The sequence below is a fragment of the Streptomyces sp. NPDC002104 genome (assembly GCF_053593795.1).
Genome location: NZ_JBSFDF010000063.1, coordinates 1 through 17,926, shown reverse-complemented (window position 1 = coordinate 17,926; position 17,926 = coordinate 1). Strand labels below are relative to the sequence as shown.

Annotated in this window: 18 protein-coding genes; 11 read left to right on the top strand and 7 right to left on the bottom strand. The window is 72.3% G+C overall.

Features of this window, described 5'->3' with window-relative positions:
* Positions 1–53: 53 nt before the first annotated feature.
* The 4 genes from ACWCP2_RS33765 (at position 54) to ACWCP2_RS33750 (ending at position 5,537) form a co-directional block, all read left to right on the top strand.
* Positions 54–1,643, top strand: a complete 1,590-nt coding sequence (locus ACWCP2_RS33765) for an MFS transporter (protein ID WP_450912379.1) — start codon at positions 54–56, stop codon at positions 1,641–1,643.
* Positions 1,644–1,789: 146 nt separating this feature from the next.
* Positions 1,790–2,551: a DeoR/GlpR family DNA-binding transcription regulator gene (locus ACWCP2_RS33760; RefSeq protein WP_450912378.1), complete on the top strand. Its 762-nt coding sequence runs from the start codon at positions 1,790–1,792 to the stop codon at positions 2,549–2,551.
* Positions 2,548–3,507: a 1-phosphofructokinase gene (gene pfkB / locus ACWCP2_RS33755; RefSeq protein WP_450912377.1), complete on the top strand. Its 960-nt coding sequence runs from the start codon at positions 2,548–2,550 to the stop codon at positions 3,505–3,507. Before ACWCP2_RS33760 ends, pfkB begins: the two co-directional genes overlap by 4 nt.
* The gene (locus ACWCP2_RS33750) at positions 3,504–5,537 is read left to right on the top strand and encodes a PTS fructose transporter subunit IIABC (RefSeq protein ID WP_450912376.1); all 2,034 of its coding nucleotides are present in this window, start codon (positions 3,504–3,506) and stop codon (positions 5,535–5,537) included. The genes pfkB and ACWCP2_RS33750 overlap by 4 nt, the downstream gene beginning before the upstream one ends.
* 12 nt (positions 5,538–5,549) lie before the next feature.
* Here ACWCP2_RS33750 and ACWCP2_RS33745 read toward each other — a convergent pair whose 3' ends face one another.
* On the bottom strand, positions 5,550–6,320 hold the full coding sequence (locus ACWCP2_RS33745; protein ID WP_450912375.1) for a DUF6227 family protein: 771 nt from the start codon (positions 6,318–6,320) through the stop codon (positions 5,550–5,552).
* Between the two features lie 192 nt (positions 6,321–6,512).
* Here ACWCP2_RS33745 and ACWCP2_RS33740 point away from each other — a divergent pair, with 192 nt between their 5' ends.
* Positions 6,513–7,154: a vitamin K epoxide reductase family protein gene (locus tag ACWCP2_RS33740; RefSeq protein ID WP_450912374.1), complete on the top strand. Its 642-nt coding sequence runs from the start codon at positions 6,513–6,515 to the stop codon at positions 7,152–7,154.
* A gap of 201 nt (positions 7,155–7,355) precedes the next feature.
* Here the strand turns inward: ACWCP2_RS33740 and ACWCP2_RS33735 are convergent, their stop codons facing one another.
* Positions 7,356–7,766: a rodlin gene (locus tag ACWCP2_RS33735; RefSeq protein WP_450912373.1), complete on the bottom strand. Its 411-nt coding sequence runs from the start codon at positions 7,764–7,766 to the stop codon at positions 7,356–7,358.
* Between the two features lie 280 nt (positions 7,767–8,046).
* On the opposite strand from ACWCP2_RS33735, the gene ACWCP2_RS33730 reads away from it, so the two are divergent.
* Both ACWCP2_RS33730 and ACWCP2_RS33725 read left to right on the top strand, forming a co-directional pair.
* A complete protein-coding gene (locus ACWCP2_RS33730) occupies positions 8,047–8,580 on the top strand; it encodes a hypothetical protein (protein ID WP_450912372.1) in 534 nt (177 codons plus the stop codon).
* 156 nt (positions 8,581–8,736) lie between these two features.
* Positions 8,737–8,976 carry a chaplin gene (locus tag ACWCP2_RS33725; RefSeq protein WP_327306287.1) on the top strand — a complete coding sequence of 80 codons (240 nt, stop codon included), beginning with the start codon at positions 8,737–8,739 and terminating at the stop codon, positions 8,974–8,976.
* Positions 8,977–9,062: 86 nt separating this feature from the next.
* On the opposite strand, the gene ACWCP2_RS33720 is transcribed toward ACWCP2_RS33725, so the two are convergent.
* The 5 genes from ACWCP2_RS33720 to ACWCP2_RS33700 form a co-directional block, all read right to left on the bottom strand.
* Entirely contained in the window at positions 9,063–9,410 is a 348-nt protein-coding gene (locus ACWCP2_RS33720; RefSeq protein ID WP_450912371.1) for a hypothetical protein, read from the bottom strand.
* Between the two features lie 175 nt (positions 9,411–9,585).
* Complete coding sequence (locus tag ACWCP2_RS33715; RefSeq protein WP_450912370.1) at positions 9,586–10,851, bottom strand: chaplin; 1,266 nt, start codon at positions 10,849–10,851, stop codon at positions 9,586–9,588.
* 121 nt (positions 10,852–10,972) lie between these two features.
* Positions 10,973–11,206 carry a chaplin gene (locus tag ACWCP2_RS33710; protein WP_450912369.1) on the bottom strand — a complete coding sequence of 78 codons (234 nt, stop codon included), beginning with the start codon at positions 11,204–11,206 and terminating at the stop codon, positions 10,973–10,975.
* 239 nt (positions 11,207–11,445) lie between these two features.
* Positions 11,446–11,856, bottom strand: coding sequence for a rodlin (locus tag ACWCP2_RS33705; protein WP_112451357.1), 411 nt, complete (start codon positions 11,854–11,856; stop codon positions 11,446–11,448).
* A gap of 117 nt (positions 11,857–11,973) precedes the next feature.
* Entirely contained in the window at positions 11,974–12,228 is a 255-nt protein-coding gene (locus ACWCP2_RS33700) for a chaplin (protein ID WP_450912368.1), read from the bottom strand.
* Positions 12,229–12,402: 174 nt separating this feature from the next.
* Between ACWCP2_RS33700 and ACWCP2_RS33695 the strand changes: the two genes are divergently transcribed.
* The 4 genes from ACWCP2_RS33695 to ACWCP2_RS33680 are packed head-to-tail and all read left to right on the top strand — an operon-like array spanning position 12,403 to position 17,874.
* Positions 12,403–13,533 (top strand): DUF3344 domain-containing protein, encoded by a 1,131-nt coding sequence (locus ACWCP2_RS33695; protein ID WP_450912367.1) that lies wholly within the window; start codon positions 12,403–12,405, stop codon positions 13,531–13,533.
* Between the two features lie 19 nt (positions 13,534–13,552).
* Entirely contained in the window at positions 13,553–14,791 is a 1,239-nt protein-coding gene (locus ACWCP2_RS33690; protein WP_450912366.1) for a glycosyltransferase, read from the top strand.
* A complete protein-coding gene (locus ACWCP2_RS33685) occupies positions 14,788–16,410 on the top strand; it encodes an exopolysaccharide biosynthesis polyprenyl glycosylphosphotransferase (protein ID WP_450912365.1) in 1,623 nt (540 codons plus the stop codon). Before ACWCP2_RS33690 ends, ACWCP2_RS33685 begins: the two co-directional genes overlap by 4 nt.
* 3 nt (positions 16,411–16,413) lie before the next feature.
* A complete protein-coding gene (locus ACWCP2_RS33680) occupies positions 16,414–17,874 on the top strand; it encodes an O-antigen ligase family protein (RefSeq protein WP_450912364.1) in 1,461 nt (486 codons plus the stop codon).
* The last annotated feature ends 52 nt before the right edge of the window (positions 17,875–17,926 follow it).

The window sequence follows — 17,926 nt, the reverse complement described above, 5'->3', positions numbered from 1 at the left end:
GTGCCAGCCAAATAGGACACCAACTGACCTACATGCCGTCTAGGTTTCTCCTCATGAGCACCGAGACGACCCAGTCATCGCCCGAAGGAAAGAACGGGCCCGTACAAGAAGAGCGGACCGACCCTCCCGCAGAGACCACCTCGATCAGCAAGGCCGGCGACGCCGGAGACACGAGCGCGGCCGGCGACGGGCCTGCGGCCCCCGCGGACCGCCGCCGCTGGATCGCGCTCGCCATCGTGATGACCGCCGCCTTCATGGACCTGGTCGACGTCACGATCGTCAACATCGCGATACCCCGGATGCGCGAGGACCTCGGCGCCTCCACCAGCGCCATCCAGTGGATCACCGCGGGCTACGCGCTCGCCTTCGCCGCCGGCCTGATCACGGGCGGCCGTCTCGGTGACATCTACGGCCGCAAGCGCCTCTTCCTCATCGGCATATCCGGCTTCACCGCGGCTTCGCTGCTCTGCGGCCTCTCGCCCAACCCCGACGTGCTCGTCGCCTCCCGCATCCTGCAGGGCGGCATGGCGGCCATGATGGTCCCGCAGGTGCTCGCGATCATCCACGTCACCTTCCCGCCGCACGAGCGCGGCAAGGTCTTCGGCCTGTTCGGAGCGATCATCGGCCTCGGCGCCGTCTCGGGCCCGATGCTCGGCGCCCTGCTCACCGAGTGGAACATCGCCGGTCTCGAATGGCGCCCGATCTTCCTGATCAACCTGCCCGTCGGCATCGCCGGCGTGATCCTGGGCCGCAAGTTCATCTCCGAGTCCAAGGCACCCAAGGCGCTGCGCCTGGACCTGGTGGGCGTCGTGCTCGCCACCCTCGCCCTGGTCATGCTGATCTTCCCGCTCACCCACGGCCGCGAGAACGACTGGCCCGCGTGGGGCTTCGTCTGCATGATCGCCTCGCCGGCGGTCTTCGGCGCCTTCATCGCCTACGAGAAGTACAAGATCCAGAAGGACGGCTCCCCGCTCGTCGAGCTCTCCCTCTTCAAGGTCAAGAGCTTCGCGGGCGGTATCGCCGTCCAGCTGACCTTCGGCATCGCGACCGGCATCTTCTTCCTGGTCTGGACGCTCTACATGCAGATGGGCCTCGGCTGGAGCGCCCTGAAGGCCGGTTCCACGGGCATCCCGTTCTCGATCGCCGTCTCGGCCGCCGCGGGCGTGTCCGTACAGAAGCTCGTACCGCGCTTCGGCCGCAAGGTGCTCCAGGCCGGCGCGCTGATCATGGCCTCGGGCGTACTCCTCTACATCTGGGAGTCGGACCGCTACGGCATGACCGTCACCTCCTGGCAGATGGCCGCCCCGCTGATCGTCATGGGCGTCGGCATGGGGCTGATCATCGCGCCGCTGACCGACACGGTGCTCTCCGAGGTGCCGCGCGAGCACGCCGGCTCGGCGTCCGGGCTGATCAACACCACCGGCCAGATGGGCAACGCGCTGGGCCTCGGCCTGACCTCCGTCGTCTACTTCGGCTTCATCGAGGACGACCGGGTCTTCGGGCCGCCCTACGTGGACGCCTTCCACCACGCCATGTGGTGGGTCGTGGCCGTCCTGGTCCTGATCTTCTCGGTGATGTTCATGCTGCCGCGCAAGGCAGTCCCGATCGCCGAGCGCGAGGGCGGCACGGAGTACGCGGGCTAGTCCGCACCCTCCACGCGCCTCCGAGCGCCTTCCGGGCATGTCCGCTTCTGTTGGCGGACATGCCCGTTTGTTTTGTTTTCGGACGCACATGGGCGTACGATCCGAGAGAACCCACAGAGTCGGGCATCGAACGGATCTGAAACCACATGTACGCACCGGAGCGCCAGCAGGAGATCCTCCGCCTCGCCCGCGAGGCGGGCCGGGTCGACGTCCTGTCCCTGGCCGACCAGTTCCAGGTCACCGCCGAGACCGTGCGCCGCGACCTCAAGGCCCTGGACCGGGCCGGGCTCGTGCGCCGGGTGCACGGCGGGGCCATACCGGCCGGCCGCCTCGACTTCGAGCCGGACCTCACCGAGCGCGAGTCCACCGCCGCCGACGAGAAGGACCGCATCGCGGCCGCCGCCCTCGCCGAACTCCCCGACGGCGGCAGCGTCGTCCTCGACGCGGGCAGTACGGTGGCCCGCCTCGCCGCCGCCATCCCGGTCGACTCCGCGCTCACCGTGGTCACCCACGCGCTGCCCGTCGCCGCCCGGCTCGCCGACCACACCGGCATCGACCTGCACCTGGTCGGAGGCCGCGTACGCCACCGCACCCGCGCCGCGGTCGACGCCTGGGCCCTGCGCGCCTACGCCGAGATCCGCGCAGACGTCCTGTTCCTCGCGACGAACGGCTTCACCGCCGAGGGCGGCCTGACCACCCCCGATCTCGCCGAGGCCGCCGTCAAGCGGGCCGCGATGGCGGCGGCCCGCCGCGTCGTCCTCCTCGCCGACTCCGCGAAGGCGGGCCAGGAGCACTTCGCCTGCTTCGGCACCTTCGCCGACGTCGACCTCCTCATCACGGACCTGGGGCTCAGCCCCGCCCACAAGGCGGCGATCGAGGCCGCCGGTACGGAAGTTGTGCTCGTATGATCCTCACCGTCACCCCCAACCCCTCCCTCGACCGGACCTACGAGGTCCCCTCGCTGGACCGCGGCGAGGTACTGCGCGCCACCGGCGACCGGGTCGACCCCGGGGGCAAGGGCGTGAACGTCTCCCGGGCGGTGGCCGCCGCGGGCGTCCGTACGACGGCGGTCCTGCCGCTCGGCGGCACACCGGGCACGATGATCGCCGAACTCCTCGGCACCCAGGGCGTGGACGTCACGGCGGTCTCCATCGCCGGACAGACCCGCTCCAACATCTCCCTCGCCGAACCGGACGGCACCCTCACCAAGATCAACGCCGCCGGCCCGGCGCTGACCGCCGAGGAGTCGGCGCTCCTCCTGGAAACGGTCCGCACCTGCTCGGGCGGCGCCGCCTGGATCGCCTGCTGCGGCAGCCTCCCGCGCGGCCTCGGCCCCGAGTGGTACGCCGACATCGTGACCCGGGCCCACGCCGCCGGCGCCCGCATCGCCCTGGACACCTCCGGCCCGGCACTCCTCGCGGCGCTGCCCGCCCGCCCCGACGTCATCAAGCCGAACGCCGCGGAGCTCGCGGAGGCGGTGGGGCGGCCCCTGGCCACCCTCGGCGACGTGCTCAAGGCCGCGGAGGAACTGCGCGCACTGGGCGCCGGCGCGGTCCTGGCCTCCCTCGGCGCGGACGGCCAGCTCCTGGTCGCGCAAGAGGGCACGTACTACGGCACGGCGACCGTCTCCGCCTCCTCGGTCCGCAGCAACGTCGGCGCGGGCGACGCGTCCCTCGCCGGCTTCCTGATCGCGGGAGGCACGGGCCCCGCGGCCCTGGCCTCCGCCCTGGCCCACGGCGCGGCCGCGGTCCAGCTCCCCGGCAGCGCCATGCCGGCCCCTTGCGACCTGCGCCCCGACGCGGTCCACATCACCCAGGACCTGCCCCTGGACCTCCCTCTGTCCGAAACGAGTGACGAGCGATGAGCGAGATGATCCTCCCCGAACTGGTCGACCTCGACCTGTCCGCAGCGTCCAAGGAGGGGGCGGCACGTGCCCTCGCCGAACGGATGACGGCCCTGGGCCGCGTCACCGACCTGGACGGCTTCCTGGCCGACGTGGCCGCGCGCGAGGCCCAGATGCCGACCGGCCTGGAGGGCGGCATAGGCATCCCCCACTGCCGCTCCCTCCACGTGACGGCCCCCACCCTGGCCTTCGGCCGCTCCCCGTCGGGCATCGACTTCGGCGCTCCGGACGGCCCGGCGGACCTGATCTTCCTGATAGCCGCCCCCGCCGGCGCGGACGACGCCCACCTCTCCATCCTCTCCACCCTGGCCCGCCGCCTGATGCGCCCGGAGTTCGTGGCGGCCCTCCGCGCGGCGGCGACCCCGGCGGAAGCGGCGGACCTGGTCAATCCAGCCCCTCCGGCGTTCGAGGAGCGGGAGTCCGGGGGCGGAGCCCCCGAGGGGGTCCGGGGCGAAGCCGCGGTTTCGGGAAGGGGCGGGGTGGGGGAAAGCCCCGCAGGGCAGCACCCGTTCCGCATCGTGGCCGTCACGTCCTGCCCCACGGGCATCGCCCACACCTACATGGCCGCCGAGGCACTCACCCGGGCCGCGCAAGCGGCAGGCATCGAGCTCACGGTCGAAACCCAGGGCTCGGCCGGCTTCACCAAGCTCACCCCCGAAACCATCGCCGCCGCCGACGCGGCCGTCTTCGCCCACGACGTCCCGGTCAGGGACAGGGCCCGCTTCGCCGGCAAGCCCACCGTCGACGTGGGCGTCAAGGCGGGCATCAACCGCCCCGCGGAACTCCTCCAGGAGGCCCGCGACAAGGCGGAACGCGGCGAGATCCCCACCAGCACCCCCACCCCGGTCGAAGAGGCCGGCGAGGCGCAGGACGGCTACGGCGCGAAGCTCCGTACCTGGCTGATGTCCGGCGTCAGCTACATGGTCCCCTTCGTCGCCGCCGGCGGCCTCCTCATCGCCCTCGCCTTCGCCATCGGCGGCTACGAGATCAACAACGCCCCCTCGGTCGCCGACCACTTCGTCTGGACCGAGGCCGCCAGCTGGGCCGCGCTGCTCTTCCAGACCGGCGGCCTCGCCTTCGGCTTCCTGGTCCCCGTACTCGCCGGCTACATCGCCTACGGCATGGCCGACCGGCCCGGTCTCGTCCCCGGCTTCGTCGGCGGCGCCGTGGCCCTGACCATCGACGCCGGTTTCCTCGGCGGTCTGATCGCCGGTCTCATCGCGGGCGGCACCGTCCTCGCCGTACAGAGGCTGAAGATCCCCACCGCCCTGCGCGGGATCATGCCGGTGGTCGTCCTGCCGCTCATCGGCTCCGCCGTCACCGCGTTCCTGATGTTCCTGGTCGTCGGCAAGCCCGTGGCCTCGCTCCAGCGGGCCCTCACCGACTGGCTGTCGGGCCTCTCCGGCGCCAACGCGATCATCCTCGGCATCATCCTCGGCCTGATGATGTGCTTCGACCTCGGCGGCCCGCTCAACAAGGTCGCCTACGCCTTCGCCATCGGCGGCCTCGCCACCCCCAACGAGGGCAGCCTCAAGGTCATGGCCGCCGTGATGGCCGCCGGCATGGTGCCGCCGCTGGCGATGGCACTGGCCACCACGGTCCGCGGCCGGCTCTTCTCCAGGACCGAGCGCGAGAACGGCAAGGCCGCCTGGTTCCTCGGCGCCTCCTTCATCAGCGAGGGCGCCATCCCGTTCGCGGCGGCCGACCCGCTGCGCGTCATCCCGGCCTCCATGGTGGGCGGCGCGGTCACCGGCGCGCTCTCGATGGCCTTCGAGTGCACCCTGCGGGCCCCCCACGGCGGCATCTTCGTGATCCCGCTGATCGGCAACCCGCTGCTCTACCTGATCGCCATCGCCGCCGGTACGGCCACCAGCGCCGGCCTGGTCATCCTCCTCAAGGGGATGCGCAAGCAGGACGGCACCTCGCGGAACCGGGCGGAGCCCGGGGCGGCGCCGCTGCCCGACCCGGCGAAGGTCACCGCCGCCGCCTGACCGCCTCGGCCCTCACCTCACCCGCGCGCGGAGCTCCATGGCTCCGCGCGCGGCCGTTTCGGTCTCGTAGACCTCGCACATGTGCCGCCCGTCCGGAGTCACCGTGTGCTCGACCTCCCACAGGCTGAACTCGCTCCCGTCCAGCAGGACGAAGGAGTGCTCGTACAGGCTGAAGCCGGCGTCGCGCCCGTCCGCCAGACACTGCCGGGTACCGAACACCTGCGTGATCTGGTGCGCGTAGGCAGAGCGCAGCAGCAGGGCCACGGGCTCGCCCGGCCGGTCCGGGTTCTCCGCGCGGCGCAGCACCCGGCGGGCGTGGTCCGCGGACTCCTCCAGCGCGTACTCGCGGTGCCGCTGGGCCGGAGTCGGATCGGTGAACAGGGCGCTCAGCACGGCGATGTCGCTCTCCGGGTTCTCCTCGACCGTCACTTCCACGAGGTCCCGCGCCACCTGCGAGGGAACCTCGCCGAAGAGCCGGGCCGCCGCCAGGCAGGTCTCCGCCTTGCTGGCGAAGACCTCGTACCGTATGGAGAGTTCGTCGCCCTGACGGTGCGCCAGCTCCCACAGGACCACAGAGTCGCCGTCGGACAGCAGGTAGGCGTGCCGGTGTATCTCCCGCCACGGCCCCGCGGCGCGGCTGTGGCGGGTGGTGTGGAGCGTGGACCTGTGGGCGAGCGCGGTGCTCAGCCGCCCGACCAGTCCGTCCGGCAGGTCGAAGGAGTTGAGGGCGCGGCCCAGGAGTCGGCCGAGGTGCGCCTCGGTTGTCTCGTGCGGATCGCTCAAGGTGGGTCTCCAGGCCGTCGCAGCTCGTCACTTCGCGGAAGCTCAACGTAACCCCTGGGTCTGACATCACGTCCGGGGTTCGGCAAAACGTCCGGGAAGCGTCAGGGGTTCCAGCCACCCCTTCAGGTCAACCTCCATGGTGATGAGCATGGTTGGGCCGGATAGCGGGCACAAGGGCGGGAGCATGACCGTATGGCAACAAATACCGTGGGCGTCCCCCGCCAGCAGGGCCGGCCCCACAACCCCAAGGACGCGGAACCGATCGCAGCCCCCCGTGCGCTGGCCTGGCTGCTGCTGCTCACCGGCGCCGCCGGAATCCTGGCCGCCTGGGTCATCACCCTGGACAAGTTCCTGCTGCTGGAGAACCCGGGCTTCAAGCCCGCGTGCAGCCTCAACCCGGTCGTTTCCTGCGGCAGCGTGATGAAGAGCGAGCAGGCGGCGGCCTTCGGCTTCCCGAACCCGATGCTGGGCCTGGTCGCCTACGGGGCGGTCGTGTGCGTCGGCGCCGGCCTGCTGGCCGGGGCCCGCCACCGCGGCTGGTTCTGGCTGGGACTGGGCGCCGGAATGCTCTTCGGCGTCGGATTCTGCTCCTGGCTCATGGTCCAGTCGCTCTACGAGATCAACGCGCTCTGCCTGTGGTGCTGCCTGACCTGGGTGGCCACCCTCGTGATGTTCTGGGCGGTCACCGCGCACATCGTGCGCACGGGGATCCTCCCCGCGCCCACGCCGGTACGGACCTTCTTCGCCGACTTCGGCTGGGCCCCGCCCGTCCTGCACACCGGCGTGATCGGGATGCTGATCCTGACCCGCTGGTGGGACTTCTGGACCAGCTGATCCCACCGGTCCGGCCGGCCGGACCCGCCGGCCGGCCGGACCGGCCGACGGCACACGAGGGCCCCGGCAGCTGGACGCTGCCGGGGCCCTCGTCACTTCACGACGTCACTTCACGACTTCACACCGCTACGTCGAACGCTCGCTCCACGGGCGCCCAGTGTGTGGACCACGGGGTCCCGGACCGTAGATCGGGAGCGGAGATCAGCTGTTGGCGGAGACGTTGCCCGAGAGGACCGGGATGTTGTCCAGGATGTGCGAGAGCGGCTCGTCGCCCTTGGCCTGGGTGGAGTTCTCGGTGCACTGCTGGTTCTGCGGGTTGGACAGGACGTTGATGTCCTGGACACCGATGTTGAGCAGCGCCACCAGGGACTGGGCGTTGACCTTCGCGGGCAGACCGATGCAGGGCTTGTTCAGGGTGCCCTGGACGACGCCGAGCTGCGGGCTCATGTCACCGTGGGTCTTCTGGTTGCCGTACGCCTGCACGGCGCCGTTCCCGTTGACGGTGTTGATCCCGTTGTCGTTGCCGATCGCCATGGCGGGGGCGGCAGCAGCAGCGCCCGCGCCGACGGCGGCGGCGGTGACCGCGGCAGCAGTCATGATCTTCTTGAGCATCTTGATCCTTTTGTCGCACGAGTGCCCGCTAGTGGAGCGCCCTGATCAACTGCTCTTCCGGAGGGTTGGTTCCGCTGCTTCACTCGTACGGCCTGTCCAGGGGCAGGTTTTCCCCGGGTGGGGTGAGCCGCCCCCGGACGCGTGCGCGAAGCCCGTACGCACCCCGCAGCGGCGCAGGTGGCCCCGCGCTCGTGTTGCGCTCCGTGGAACCCGTTCGCACGGTGGGTAAGGAGGCGGATCGCTCGGGTCCGCTTCTGAGCGACCACGAGAAGGAACACCCATGCACCGCACCAAGGCCTCCCGCATCCGCGTCCTCGTCCCGTCGGCCCTGGCGGTCGTCATACTCTCCGGCGCGGCAGCTCCCGCGGGCGCCGCAGAAGGTGCCGGTGCCGCCGCGAACCGGGTGGCGGCCGCCCAGGAGGAGATCAACGAGAGGGTGGCGAAGGCGGGTCCCGTCGAGGACGCCCTCGCCGCCGTCTCCAAGATCCTGGCGGACCTGACGAAGAGCCTGGGCACCCTGCTCCCGGGGATCAAGATCCCCGAGATCAAACTGCCCACGCTCCCGTCCCTGCCGCAGATCCCCGCGATCCCCGCGATCCCGGGCCTGCCCGACCTGCAGCTCCCGGCGATCCCGGCGATTCCGGAGGTCCCCGACGTCCCGATTCCCGACGTTCCGATCCCGGACGTACCGGCGCTCCCGGTCTCCGATCCCGCGGCCCCGCCCGCGGCCGCGGTGCCCGCCGTGCCGGCGGTACCCGGGGCACCGGCGAGTCTCGTCCCGAAGATCCCCTCGTTCGCGGAGTTCCTTCCGTAGGCACCGGGATCCGTACGCGGATCCGCACGCGGTTACGACTATTGGGCTGAACAGGTCTGATCGCGTGCGGAACCGTGTCGTCCGGGATGCTGGACCGTTTCGCTCGATGTGAGCCCCGGAATCGGGGCAGAACATCGAAGAGAAGGTGCACTTCCCATGAACACTGCCAAGAAGGCCGCCCTGGTCCTGGCCACCGCTGGTCTCGCCGCGGCCGGTGCCGCCGGCTCCGCAATGGCCGACTCGTCGGCCGAGGGTGCGGCCGTGGGTTCCCCCGGTGTCCTCTCGGGCAACCTGGGTCAGGTCCCGGTCCACGTCCCGGTCAACGTCTGCGGCAACTCCGTGAACGTCATCGGCGCGCTGAACCCGGCGTTCGGCAACGTCTGCGTCAACGACTGACGTTCGTCGCACCACATGACTGTGGGCGCCACCGGCGAGGCCGGGGGCGCCCACAGTCATGTCGGCGGGAGAACGGGACGCGTCCGTCAGTGCTTGCCGCCGCCGTTGAGCTTCACTCCGCCGAGCAGCGGCGAGGCCTGGGTGGCGCCGTTGGCGAGGTGCAGGACCTCGGCCGGAGCGTCGTTGCGGACCTCGTTGACCTTCTGGACGGTGGTCACGACCTTGTTCACGCTCTCGCCCTGCTCGGCCAGCCCGTTGCCCACCGTCTGGGGCAGCGCCTCCGACACCGGGTTCACCGAGTCGGTCACCGCCGTCAGCCCGCTCGTCAGGCTCATGGGGACGGCCGGTGCCTCGGTGGCGGCGAAGGCGGGGGAGGTGGCGCCGAGGGCGGTGACGGAGCCGACGACGACTGCGGCGACCTTCGAGAGCTTCATTTCAAAATCCTCTTCCAGGGGTGTCCAATGGCGGCCAGTGGCGACCGTCGCGCCACTTTCGACCTGGTTAACGATTCCCCGGCGCCACGGAAACGCGGAACCGAACACGGCAACGGCCGGAGAATCCGACAAGGGACTCTCCGGCCGATATTTTTTCTGATTACAGGTATTGCCGTCAGGCGGCGTTGCGCGACCTGCGGTACAGAATGGCGCCGCCCAGGATCAGCGCCGAAGCCAGGGCCGCCGCGGCGCCGGGCTGTCCGGCACCGGTCGCGGCCAGCTCCTGCCGCGTGGGGCCCGTGGGGGCCGCCGCGACGGGAACGGCCTCGGGGCCGGGGGCCGGCGCGGGCGCGGGCGCCGGAACCGGGGCGGGTGCCGGAACCGGGGCGGGCAGCGGTGCCTCGGGGAGCGGAACCGGCAGGTCACCGGCGGGGGCCGCCGGCGGCTGGTCGGCAGGCGGCATCACCGGCGCCGGGTGCTCCACGACCTGACTGCCGTGCGGGGGCATCGGCGCGGGGGCCTCCTCCGCGACGGGAGCCGGAGCGGGCAGCGTGTGCGGAGCCTCCTCCACTACGGGCGCGGGCGCGGGGGCCGGCGCCGGAAGCGGCTGCGGGGCCTCCTCGACCGGTGCGGGAGCCGGTGCCGGTACGGGAGCCGGTACGGGCTCGGCCTGCGGCGCGGGGAGCTGCTCCTCGGGCGCGGGCGCGGGCGCCGGAGCGGGCGCCGGGTGCTCCGCCTCGGGCGCGGGCTGCGGCTGAGGGGGCGCGGGGGGCGCGTGCTGCGGGGCCGGCGGGTGGTGCTCCGCGTGCGGCTCCGGCTGGTGCTGCGGCCGGGGCTCGGGCCGCTCCGGGGCGGGGTGGTCGTCGCACTCCTCCTCGCCGGAGCCGCCGGAGTCGCCGGGGCCGCCGGAGTCGCCGGGGCCGCCGGAGTCACCGGAATCCCCGTAGCCGCCCTGCGGTCCGGGGCCGTGGTCCTCGTGGCCGCCCTGCTGCTCGGGGCCCTGGTGCTCGTAGCCGCCCTGGTGCTCGGGGCCCTGGTCCCCGTAGCCGCCCTGCTGCTCGGGTTCGCGCTCGCCGTAGCCGCCCTGCTCGTGCCGGTCCTCGCTCCGGTCGACGTAGCGGCGTACCTGCTCCGCCTGCTGCGGGGTGAGGTAGCGCTCGTAGTCGGGCCCGGTGTCGGAGCCGGTCGTGGTGGCGCAGGTGTTGCCCATGGCGGGGTTGAGGCCCGCTCCGGCGTCCACGGTGTTGCCGCACACGTTCGGCGCGAAGGTGATCGGTACCGAGACGCTGTTGCCGGCCAGCACGCCCGGTGAATGGGAGGCCTCGGCCATCGCCCCGGGTTGTGCGTAGGCCGCGCCGGTCGCGATCGACAGCAGACTGGACGCGGCGGCCGCGGTGAGCACCCCCTTGCCCAGTACCTGTCGGCTCAGTACCTGTCGCATGGGTCCTTCCCTGTCTACCGGCGCTGCGGCCGGTGCTGAATCGAAGGTGGCCTCGGAGTGCACCGCCGTGCACTCCGAGGCCACCCCGAGGAGGTCTGCCCTTGCGGGCACAGGCGCTTCGTCAGGCGTTGACGCAGGTGTTGCCGAACGCGGGGTTCAGCAGGGCGATCACGTTGACGGTGTTGCCGCAGACGTTGACCGGGACGTGGACCGGGACCTGGAGCACGTTGCCGGAGAGGACGCCCGGGGAGCCGACGGCCTGGCCCTCCGCCGCCGAGTCGGCCATGGCGGGGGAGGCGGCACCGGCGGCCATCAGAATGCCGGCGGCCAGCACCACTGCCTTCTTGTACGTCATTTGTTTTCGTTTCCTTCCCGCAGAGGTCTATCCGCTGCAGAAATAACAACGAGTGGCTCCGGGAAAAGAAACCGCGAATTTTCGCGCGCCTCCGAGCAATTCACTCAGATGCCTGTAAGGGGCTTGTGCGTTCTGAATTGCGGCCGGATTGTTCCGCGTGCGCATTCGGTCCCGATGTCCCGACATGCGGCGGGGCCGCCGCGACCCGAAGGTGCGACGGCCCCACGGGCACGATGCTGTCAGCTGCCGGCGGAGGCGTTGCCGGACAGGACCGGGATGTTGCTGAGGATGTGCGAGAGAGCCTCGTCGCCCTTGGCCTGGGTGGAGTTCTCGGTGCACTGCTGGTTCTGCGGGCTGGACAGGACGGGGATGTCCTGGACGCCGACGTTGACCAGAGCCAGGACGGACTGGACGTTGGCCTTGGCGGGCAGGGCGATGCAGGGCTTGTTGAACGAGCCCTGGATGAGCGCCATCTGCGGGCTCATGTTGCCGTAGGTGGCCTGGTTGCCGTAGATCTGCGAGGCCCCGTTGCCGTTCACGGTGTTGATGCCGTGGTCGTTGCCGATGGCCATGGCCTGCGGGGCCATGGCGGCACCCAGACCGACGAACGAGGCGGCAACCGCTGCGCCGGCCGCAAACTTCTTGATCATGATGGTCCCTTTTTTGCAGGATTGCCCGGTACTCAAGCACCCGGATCAACGGCGCAACCGCGGTTCGGGTTGCGTGTCTTCACTCGTATGCCGAAGTTTCGGGCGGCACGGTTGACGTCAGGCGTTGACGCAGGTGTTGCCGAACGCGGGGTTCAGCAGGGCGATCACGTTGACGGTGTTGCCGCAGACGTTGACCGGGACGTCGACCGGGACCTGGAGCAGGTTGCCGCTCAGGACGCCCGGGGACTCGCCGGTGAAGCCGTTCGCCGTCGCGCCGTCGCCGCCGTGCGCGGAGGCGAGGCCCGCGCCGCCCATCAGCAGCGCGGCGCTCGCGACCGCCATGGTGGTGCCGCGCACCAGCCTCTTCTTCATCTCGCCTTTTCCTTTCGGTTCGAACAATGGTGCAACCCATAACGACCCGCCCGTCTCCAGGGTGCGTGTTATCGCCCAAAAGGCCGTATGAGCGAGTCCGGCGTGATTTCCTTCCTGATTTCTGACAAAGTTCACTCCTGTTTTGTCCCCTTGATCGAAAATGGAGACAGGGTCATGGGTTCCTCCCGCAGAATCCTCGGCACGCTCGGTCTGCTGTCCTGCCTCGCACTTTCGGTGAACGCGCCCCTGGCGAGCGCGTCGGCCGGAGCCGCCGCTCCGCCGGGCGCGCGCGGTCCGCTGGTCAAGGAGGCGCCCCGGGTTCCGTTCACCCAGCGTTACCAGGCCGTGCAGCACGGCGGCCTGGTCCGGGCCTCGAACTCCTCCATCGGCTGCCGCAAGGAGGGGAACGAACAGGCCGAGCCGTGCGCCGCGGTCAACAAGGGCGCGGCCGGGACCAACGGCGACTACGAGATGTTCTACGACGAGGTCGACAAGGACCCGGACACCTACAACTCCACCCGGGCCGAGCTCAAGGTCCCGGCCGGCGCGAAGGTCTCGTACGCCCGGCTGTACTGGGGCGGGAACCTGCGGGTCGGCGAGCAGAAGCCGCCGGAGGACAACGGCCGGGTGCTCGTCGCCGAGCCGGGCGGCGCCTACAAGGAGGTGCTGGCCGACACGGCCATCGGGCACCGCACCGACGCGGCCGGCGATGCCTACCAGGCCTCCGCCGATGTGACCCCGCTGGTCCGCAAGGGCGGCGCCGGGATGTGGACGGTGGCGCAGCTGAACATCGCCATGGGGCACTCGGACGCCGGTGCCTGGGGCGGCTGGACGCTGGTGGTGGCCTACGAGCACCCGCAGGAGCCGGTGCGCAGGGTCTCGGTCTGGGACGGCTTCGAAGGGCTGGCCGCGGGGGCCGGCGAGGCGGCGGGCGAGACGGTGGAGCTCACCGGTCTGGACGCGGCGCCCGGAGCGCAGGGGCGGGCCGGGGTGGTCGCGTACGACGGGGACCGCGGGACGCTCGGGGACTCACTCACGGTGACCGCGGACAGCGGGCGCCGGATCAGCCTCAGTGACGGAGAAAATCCTTTTAATGATGTTATGAATTCCACGATCACGGAATTCGGCGATCACTCGTTCGTGCGACAGCCCGAACATATGAATAACCTCGGATATGACGCGGACGTGTTCGATCTGAGCCCCGCCCTGTCCGGTGGCGCCCGCAGCCTGACCTTCGGGTTCACGGGCGAAAAGCAGGGTCATTTCCTCGGTGTGCTCTTCGTTCAGACAGACGCGCGCCGCTGAACGCAGGAGACCACTCCACGTGCCCACACAGCCTCCCCCTCCTTCCCCCTCCCCTTCTCCCTCGACCTCTCCCCTTCCCTCGCCCTCGCCGTCCCGGCCTCCGGCCGTCCTCCACCTCGTCCAGCCGGTCGAGGGCGGAGTCGCCCGCGTCGTCGTCGACCTCGTGCGCGCCCAGTCCGCGGCCGGCCTGCGGACCTACGTCGGCTGCCCGCGCGGCGGACAGCTCGCCGACGCCGCCCGCGAGGCCGGGGCCGAGGTGCTCACCTGGCGTGCCGGCCGGGCCCCCGGGCCCGGCCTGGCCGCCGAAGTGCTCGGCGCGCGCCGTGTGATCGGGCAGGTCCGGCCCGACATCCTGCACGCCCACAGCGCCAAGGCCGGGCTCGCCGGACGCCTCGCCGTGCGCGGGGCCGTCCCGACGGTCTTCCAGCCGCACGCCTGGTCCTTCGACGCCGTCGGCGGGGCCACCGCCGCGCTCGCGCTGCGCTGGGAGCGCTTCGGGGCGCGTTGGGCCGACCGGGTGCTCTGCGTCAGCGAGGCCGAACGCCGCACCGGGGAGTCCGAGGGGATCACCGCCCGCTGGTCGGTGATCCGCAACGGAGTCGACCTCCGCCACTTCCGCCCCGGCGGCCCGGACCCCGTCCAGGACAAGGCCCGGGCGCGCGCCGAACTCCCCTTGCCCGCCGCCTTCCTGGGCGACGGGCCGCTCGCCGTCTGCGTCGGCCGGCTCTGCCAGCAGAAGGGGCAGGACGTCCTGCTGCGTGCCTGGCCGGAGCTGCTCGGAGCCGTTCCCGGGGCCCGGCTCGTGCTCGTCGGGGACGGCCCCGACATGGAACGGCTGCGCCGCGGCGCCCCGCCCTCGGTCCACTTCGCGGGGTCCGCCTTCGACATCCGGCCGTGGCTTCGGGCCGCCGATCTCGTTGTACTGCCGTCGCGGTGGGAAGGCATGGCGCTCGCCCCGCTCGAAGCCATGGCCTGTGGCCGCCCGGTCCTGGTCTCCGACGTCAGCGGTGCCCGCGAGAGCCTCCCGCCCGGCCAGGGGCGGCTGTGCCTGGTGGAACCGGAGGACCCGACGGCGCTGGCCAAGGCCCTGGGCGGGCTGCTCGCCGAGCCGCGGCTGCTCGCCGCACTCGGGGAGCAGGCGGAGCGGCACGCGCGGATGGAATTCGACGTGCGGCGCACCACGGACGCGGTCACCGGTCTGTATCACGAACTGCTGGGCAGGCCCCGGCCCTTGAACCAGGAGCGCATCAGCCGATGACGATGGACAGCGCACCCGCCCGGCACACCGGGCAGGGCGGTACGGGGCCCGCCGGCGGCATCACCGGCATCAGCGGCATCACCGGCACCACCACCGGCGGCGCCGGCGCGACCAGTACGGCTACCAGTACGGCCACCAGTACCGCCGGCGGCACCGCCGCCGGTACGGCCCCCGCGAACGGCGCCGCCGTGCGCCGGTCCGTGACCGCCATCCACCCCCCGCGCGGGCCCAAGGCCGACCGCGCACCGGCCGCCGTACGGCCGAGCCGGGTGCGCCGCCGGGACGGGATCGCCCCGCTGCTGGCCGCCGACGCGCTCGCCGCCACGGCTGCGGTGGCGGCGCTGCCCGCGGCGGAGCTGCCCCTCGCGGCCGCCGCCCCCCTCGGTCTCGCCCTGATCGCCCTGCACGCGCAGGCCGGGCTGTACCGGCCGCGGCTCGCCCCCTCCGCGCTCCTCGAACTGCCCGCGCTCGCCGGGCGGTCCGCCGCGGTGTGGTGCGGGGCCGCCGCCGTGCTGGCCGCCACCGCCCCGGGCGAGGCCCTGGGCTGGAGCGCGCTGCTCGGCGCCGTCTGCGTCCAGGTCGTACTGGCCTGCGCGGGACGCGGCCTCGTCAACCAGCTCCGCCGCCGCACCCGCGTCCGCCGCCCCGCCTCCGCCCTCGTCGTGGGACCCGGCGCCGGGGCGAGCGCGGTCGCCGCCGCCCTGCACGGGCGCCCCGAGTACGGACTGCGCCCCGTCGGGCTCGCGGACACCGGGCCGGACGGGGAGGGGGATGCGGGAGTGCCCGTACTCGCCACCCACGAGGACATCCGGCGGGCCGTCATCCAGAACTCCGTCCGGCACGCGGTCTTCACCCGCCCGCCCGAGGCCGACGAACGCACCGCCTCCCTGGTCCGGCTCTTCCACGACCACGGCTGCCGGCTCTGGCTCGCCGACCCGGCGGGCACCGCCAAGGTCACCGGGATGCGCGTCGCGCAGCCCGCCGACCAGCTGTGGGGGTACGCCGTCCAGCCGCTGCTGCCGCGTCCGGCCCGGCCGGCCGAGCGGTACGCGAAGCGGGTCATCGACTCCTCGCTCGCCGCGATCGCCCTGCTCGCCGCCGCCCCCGTGATGGGAGCCTGCGCGCTGGCCGTACGGGTCTCCGACGGGCCCGGGGTGATCTTCCGGCAGGAGCGGGTCGGCCTGTACGGACGCCCCTTCACCCTGCTGAAGTTCCGCACCCTGCGCGCCGACGCGCACGAGTCCGCCACCCGCTGGACGGTGGCCGGGGACTGCCGGATGAGCCCGATCGGCTCCTTCCTGCGCAAGTCCTCGCTGGACGAGCTGCCGCAGCTGTGGAACGTGGTCCGGGGCGACATGAGCCTCGTCGGTCCGCGTCCCGAACGGCCCTTCTTCGTGGCCAAGTTCAGCAGCGTGCACCCCGGGTACGAGGCCCGGCACCGGATGCCGGTCGGCATCACCGGGCTCGCCCAGATCAACGGGCTGCGCGGCGACACCTCCATCGAGGACCGGGCCCGCTTCGACAACCACTACATCGACACCTGGTCGCTGTGGCAGGACCTGTGGATCCTGGCCCGCACCGCGGCCTCCTTCTTCCGCTTCCGGCTGGGGGGCAGCTAAAGCATGAGCCTTGCCGCACCGACGTCACCGGCTCCACCGGCGTCATGGTCCCGCCCTGGCCCCGCCGATCTGCTGCGCCGGCACTGGCCGCTGCTGCCGCTCGCCGCGACCGTACTGGCCCTCCTGATCCCCGTCCCGGCGGGTGACGCGAGCGCCTCGGGGAAGGTCGGTCCGGCCGACGCCGCCTCACTGCTCCTCGTGTTCGTCTGCGGGATCCAGGCCCTGCGGGGCCGGGTCCGGCCGCTGAGCCCGCTGGGGGTGCTCGTCCTCGGCCTCCCGGCCGTCGGGCTCGCCCTCTCGACGGTGACCGCGGGGGACCCGTACGCGGCCCTGCCCGGGTTCGTGCGCTACCTCCAGGTGTTCGTGCTGGTCCCGGCGGCGATCGTGCTGCTGGTGCGGGACGCCTCGGAGTTCCGGCTGGCCGCGGGGTGCTTCGTGGTGCTGGGGCTGGTCCAGGGGGCGGTGGGCGTGGTGCAGTTCGCCACCCACACCGGGGCCTCCTACCAGGGCGAGGACATCCGCGCCGTGGGCACCTTCGGACCCGGGGACGTCATGGGCATGGCCACGGTCGTGGCCTACGGACTGGTCGTCGCCACGGCCGGCGCGCTCGCCCCGGGGCTGCCGGCGCGGGTCCGGCGGGTCTCGGGCGTGGCCGCGCCGGTCCTGGTGCTCCCGCTGGTGCTCTCCTTCAGCCGGGGCGCGTGGATCGCGACCTTCGCCGCGGCCGGGCTGGTGATGGCCCTGGCCGGGATCCGGCGGGCCCTGAAGGTGCTGCTCGCGCTGGCCGCCGCCGGGGTGGTCCTCGTGGGCGGCTTCGGCGTCGGCTCCGCGATGGTCACCGAGCGGCTGACCTCGATCACGCAGGTCTCCGACGCCCCCGACCAGTCGGTGACCGACCGCTACACGATGTGGGACGCGGCCGGGTCGATGTGGCGCGAGCGGCCGGCGGTGGGGGTCGGGCTGAAGGGCTTCCCGGCCAACCGGGACTCGCACTCCGGGCTGGCGCTGTCCTCCGGCAGCGACACCGCGGGCGCGGGCCAGGGATTCATCCGCCAGCCGCTGCTGTCCCCGCACAACATGTACCTGCTGGTGCTGAGCGAGCAGGGACTGATCGGGCTGATCGCCCTGGCGGGCGGCTGGCTGGCCCTCCTCGTGGCCGGCCTGCGGCGGTGCCTGGCGGGGCCGTCCGCGGTGCGGGACTGCGGACTGATCGCGATCGGCCTGCTCGTGTGGCAGCTCACCGACTTCCTCTACGCGGACATCGGCGGCCCGTCGACCGTCCTGACCGGAGTGATCATCGGCCTGGCGGCCTGGTGGGCGCTTCCCTCCGGGGGCGGGACCGGTGAGACGGCCTCCGGCGGACGTGCGGGCGGGCGGAGCCGGATCCTTCCGGCCCCCGCCCCCGGCCGCGACCCGGGCGGGTCCGCCCGGGGCGCGGCCCCTGAGGGTGCGGCCGGCCGGTGACGGATACGACGCCCTGGCGGCGGCCCGCAGCCGCGGCGACCTCGGTCGCCGC

Excerpts from the sequence above, each read along its gene's own strand:
- ACWCP2_RS33680 (WP_450912364.1), top strand. The coding sequence starts at position 16,414 with ATGAGCCTTGCCGCACCGACGTCACCGGCTCCACCGGCGTCATGGTCC.
- ACWCP2_RS33725 (WP_327306287.1), top strand. The coding sequence starts at position 8,737 with ATGAACACTGCCAAGAAGGCCGCCCTGGTCCTGGCCACCGCTGGTCTC.
- ACWCP2_RS33715 (WP_450912370.1), bottom strand. The coding sequence starts at position 10,851 with ATGCGACAGGTACTGAGCCGACAGGTACTGGGCAAGGGGGTGCTCACC.
- ACWCP2_RS33685 (WP_450912365.1), top strand. The coding sequence starts at position 14,788 with ATGACGATGGACAGCGCACCCGCCCGGCACACCGGGCAGGGCGGTACG.
- ACWCP2_RS33700 (WP_450912368.1), bottom strand. The coding sequence starts at position 12,228 with ATGAAGAAGAGGCTGGTGCGCGGCACCACCATGGCGGTCGCGAGCGCC.
- ACWCP2_RS33735 (WP_450912373.1), bottom strand. The coding sequence starts at position 7,766 with ATGCTCAAGAAGATCATGACTGCTGCCGCGGTCACCGCCGCCGCCGTC.
- ACWCP2_RS33765 (WP_450912379.1), top strand. The coding sequence starts at position 54 with ATGAGCACCGAGACGACCCAGTCATCGCCCGAAGGAAAGAACGGGCCC.
- ACWCP2_RS33710 (WP_450912369.1), bottom strand. The coding sequence starts at position 11,206 with ATGACGTACAAGAAGGCAGTGGTGCTGGCCGCCGGCATTCTGATGGCC.
- ACWCP2_RS33695 (WP_450912367.1), top strand. The coding sequence starts at position 12,403 with ATGGGTTCCTCCCGCAGAATCCTCGGCACGCTCGGTCTGCTGTCCTGC.
- pfkB (WP_450912377.1), top strand. The coding sequence starts at position 2,548 with ATGATCCTCACCGTCACCCCCAACCCCTCCCTCGACCGGACCTACGAG.
- ACWCP2_RS33750 (WP_450912376.1), top strand. The coding sequence starts at position 3,504 with ATGAGCGAGATGATCCTCCCCGAACTGGTCGACCTCGACCTGTCCGCA.
- ACWCP2_RS33705 (WP_112451357.1), bottom strand. The coding sequence starts at position 11,856 with ATGATCAAGAAGTTTGCGGCCGGCGCAGCGGTTGCCGCCTCGTTCGTC.
- ACWCP2_RS33730 (WP_450912372.1), top strand. The coding sequence starts at position 8,047 with ATGCACCGCACCAAGGCCTCCCGCATCCGCGTCCTCGTCCCGTCGGCC.
- ACWCP2_RS33720 (WP_450912371.1), bottom strand. The coding sequence starts at position 9,410 with ATGAAGCTCTCGAAGGTCGCCGCAGTCGTCGTCGGCTCCGTCACCGCC.
- ACWCP2_RS33740 (WP_450912374.1), top strand. The coding sequence starts at position 6,513 with ATGGCAACAAATACCGTGGGCGTCCCCCGCCAGCAGGGCCGGCCCCAC.
- ACWCP2_RS33760 (WP_450912378.1), top strand. The coding sequence starts at position 1,790 with ATGTACGCACCGGAGCGCCAGCAGGAGATCCTCCGCCTCGCCCGCGAG.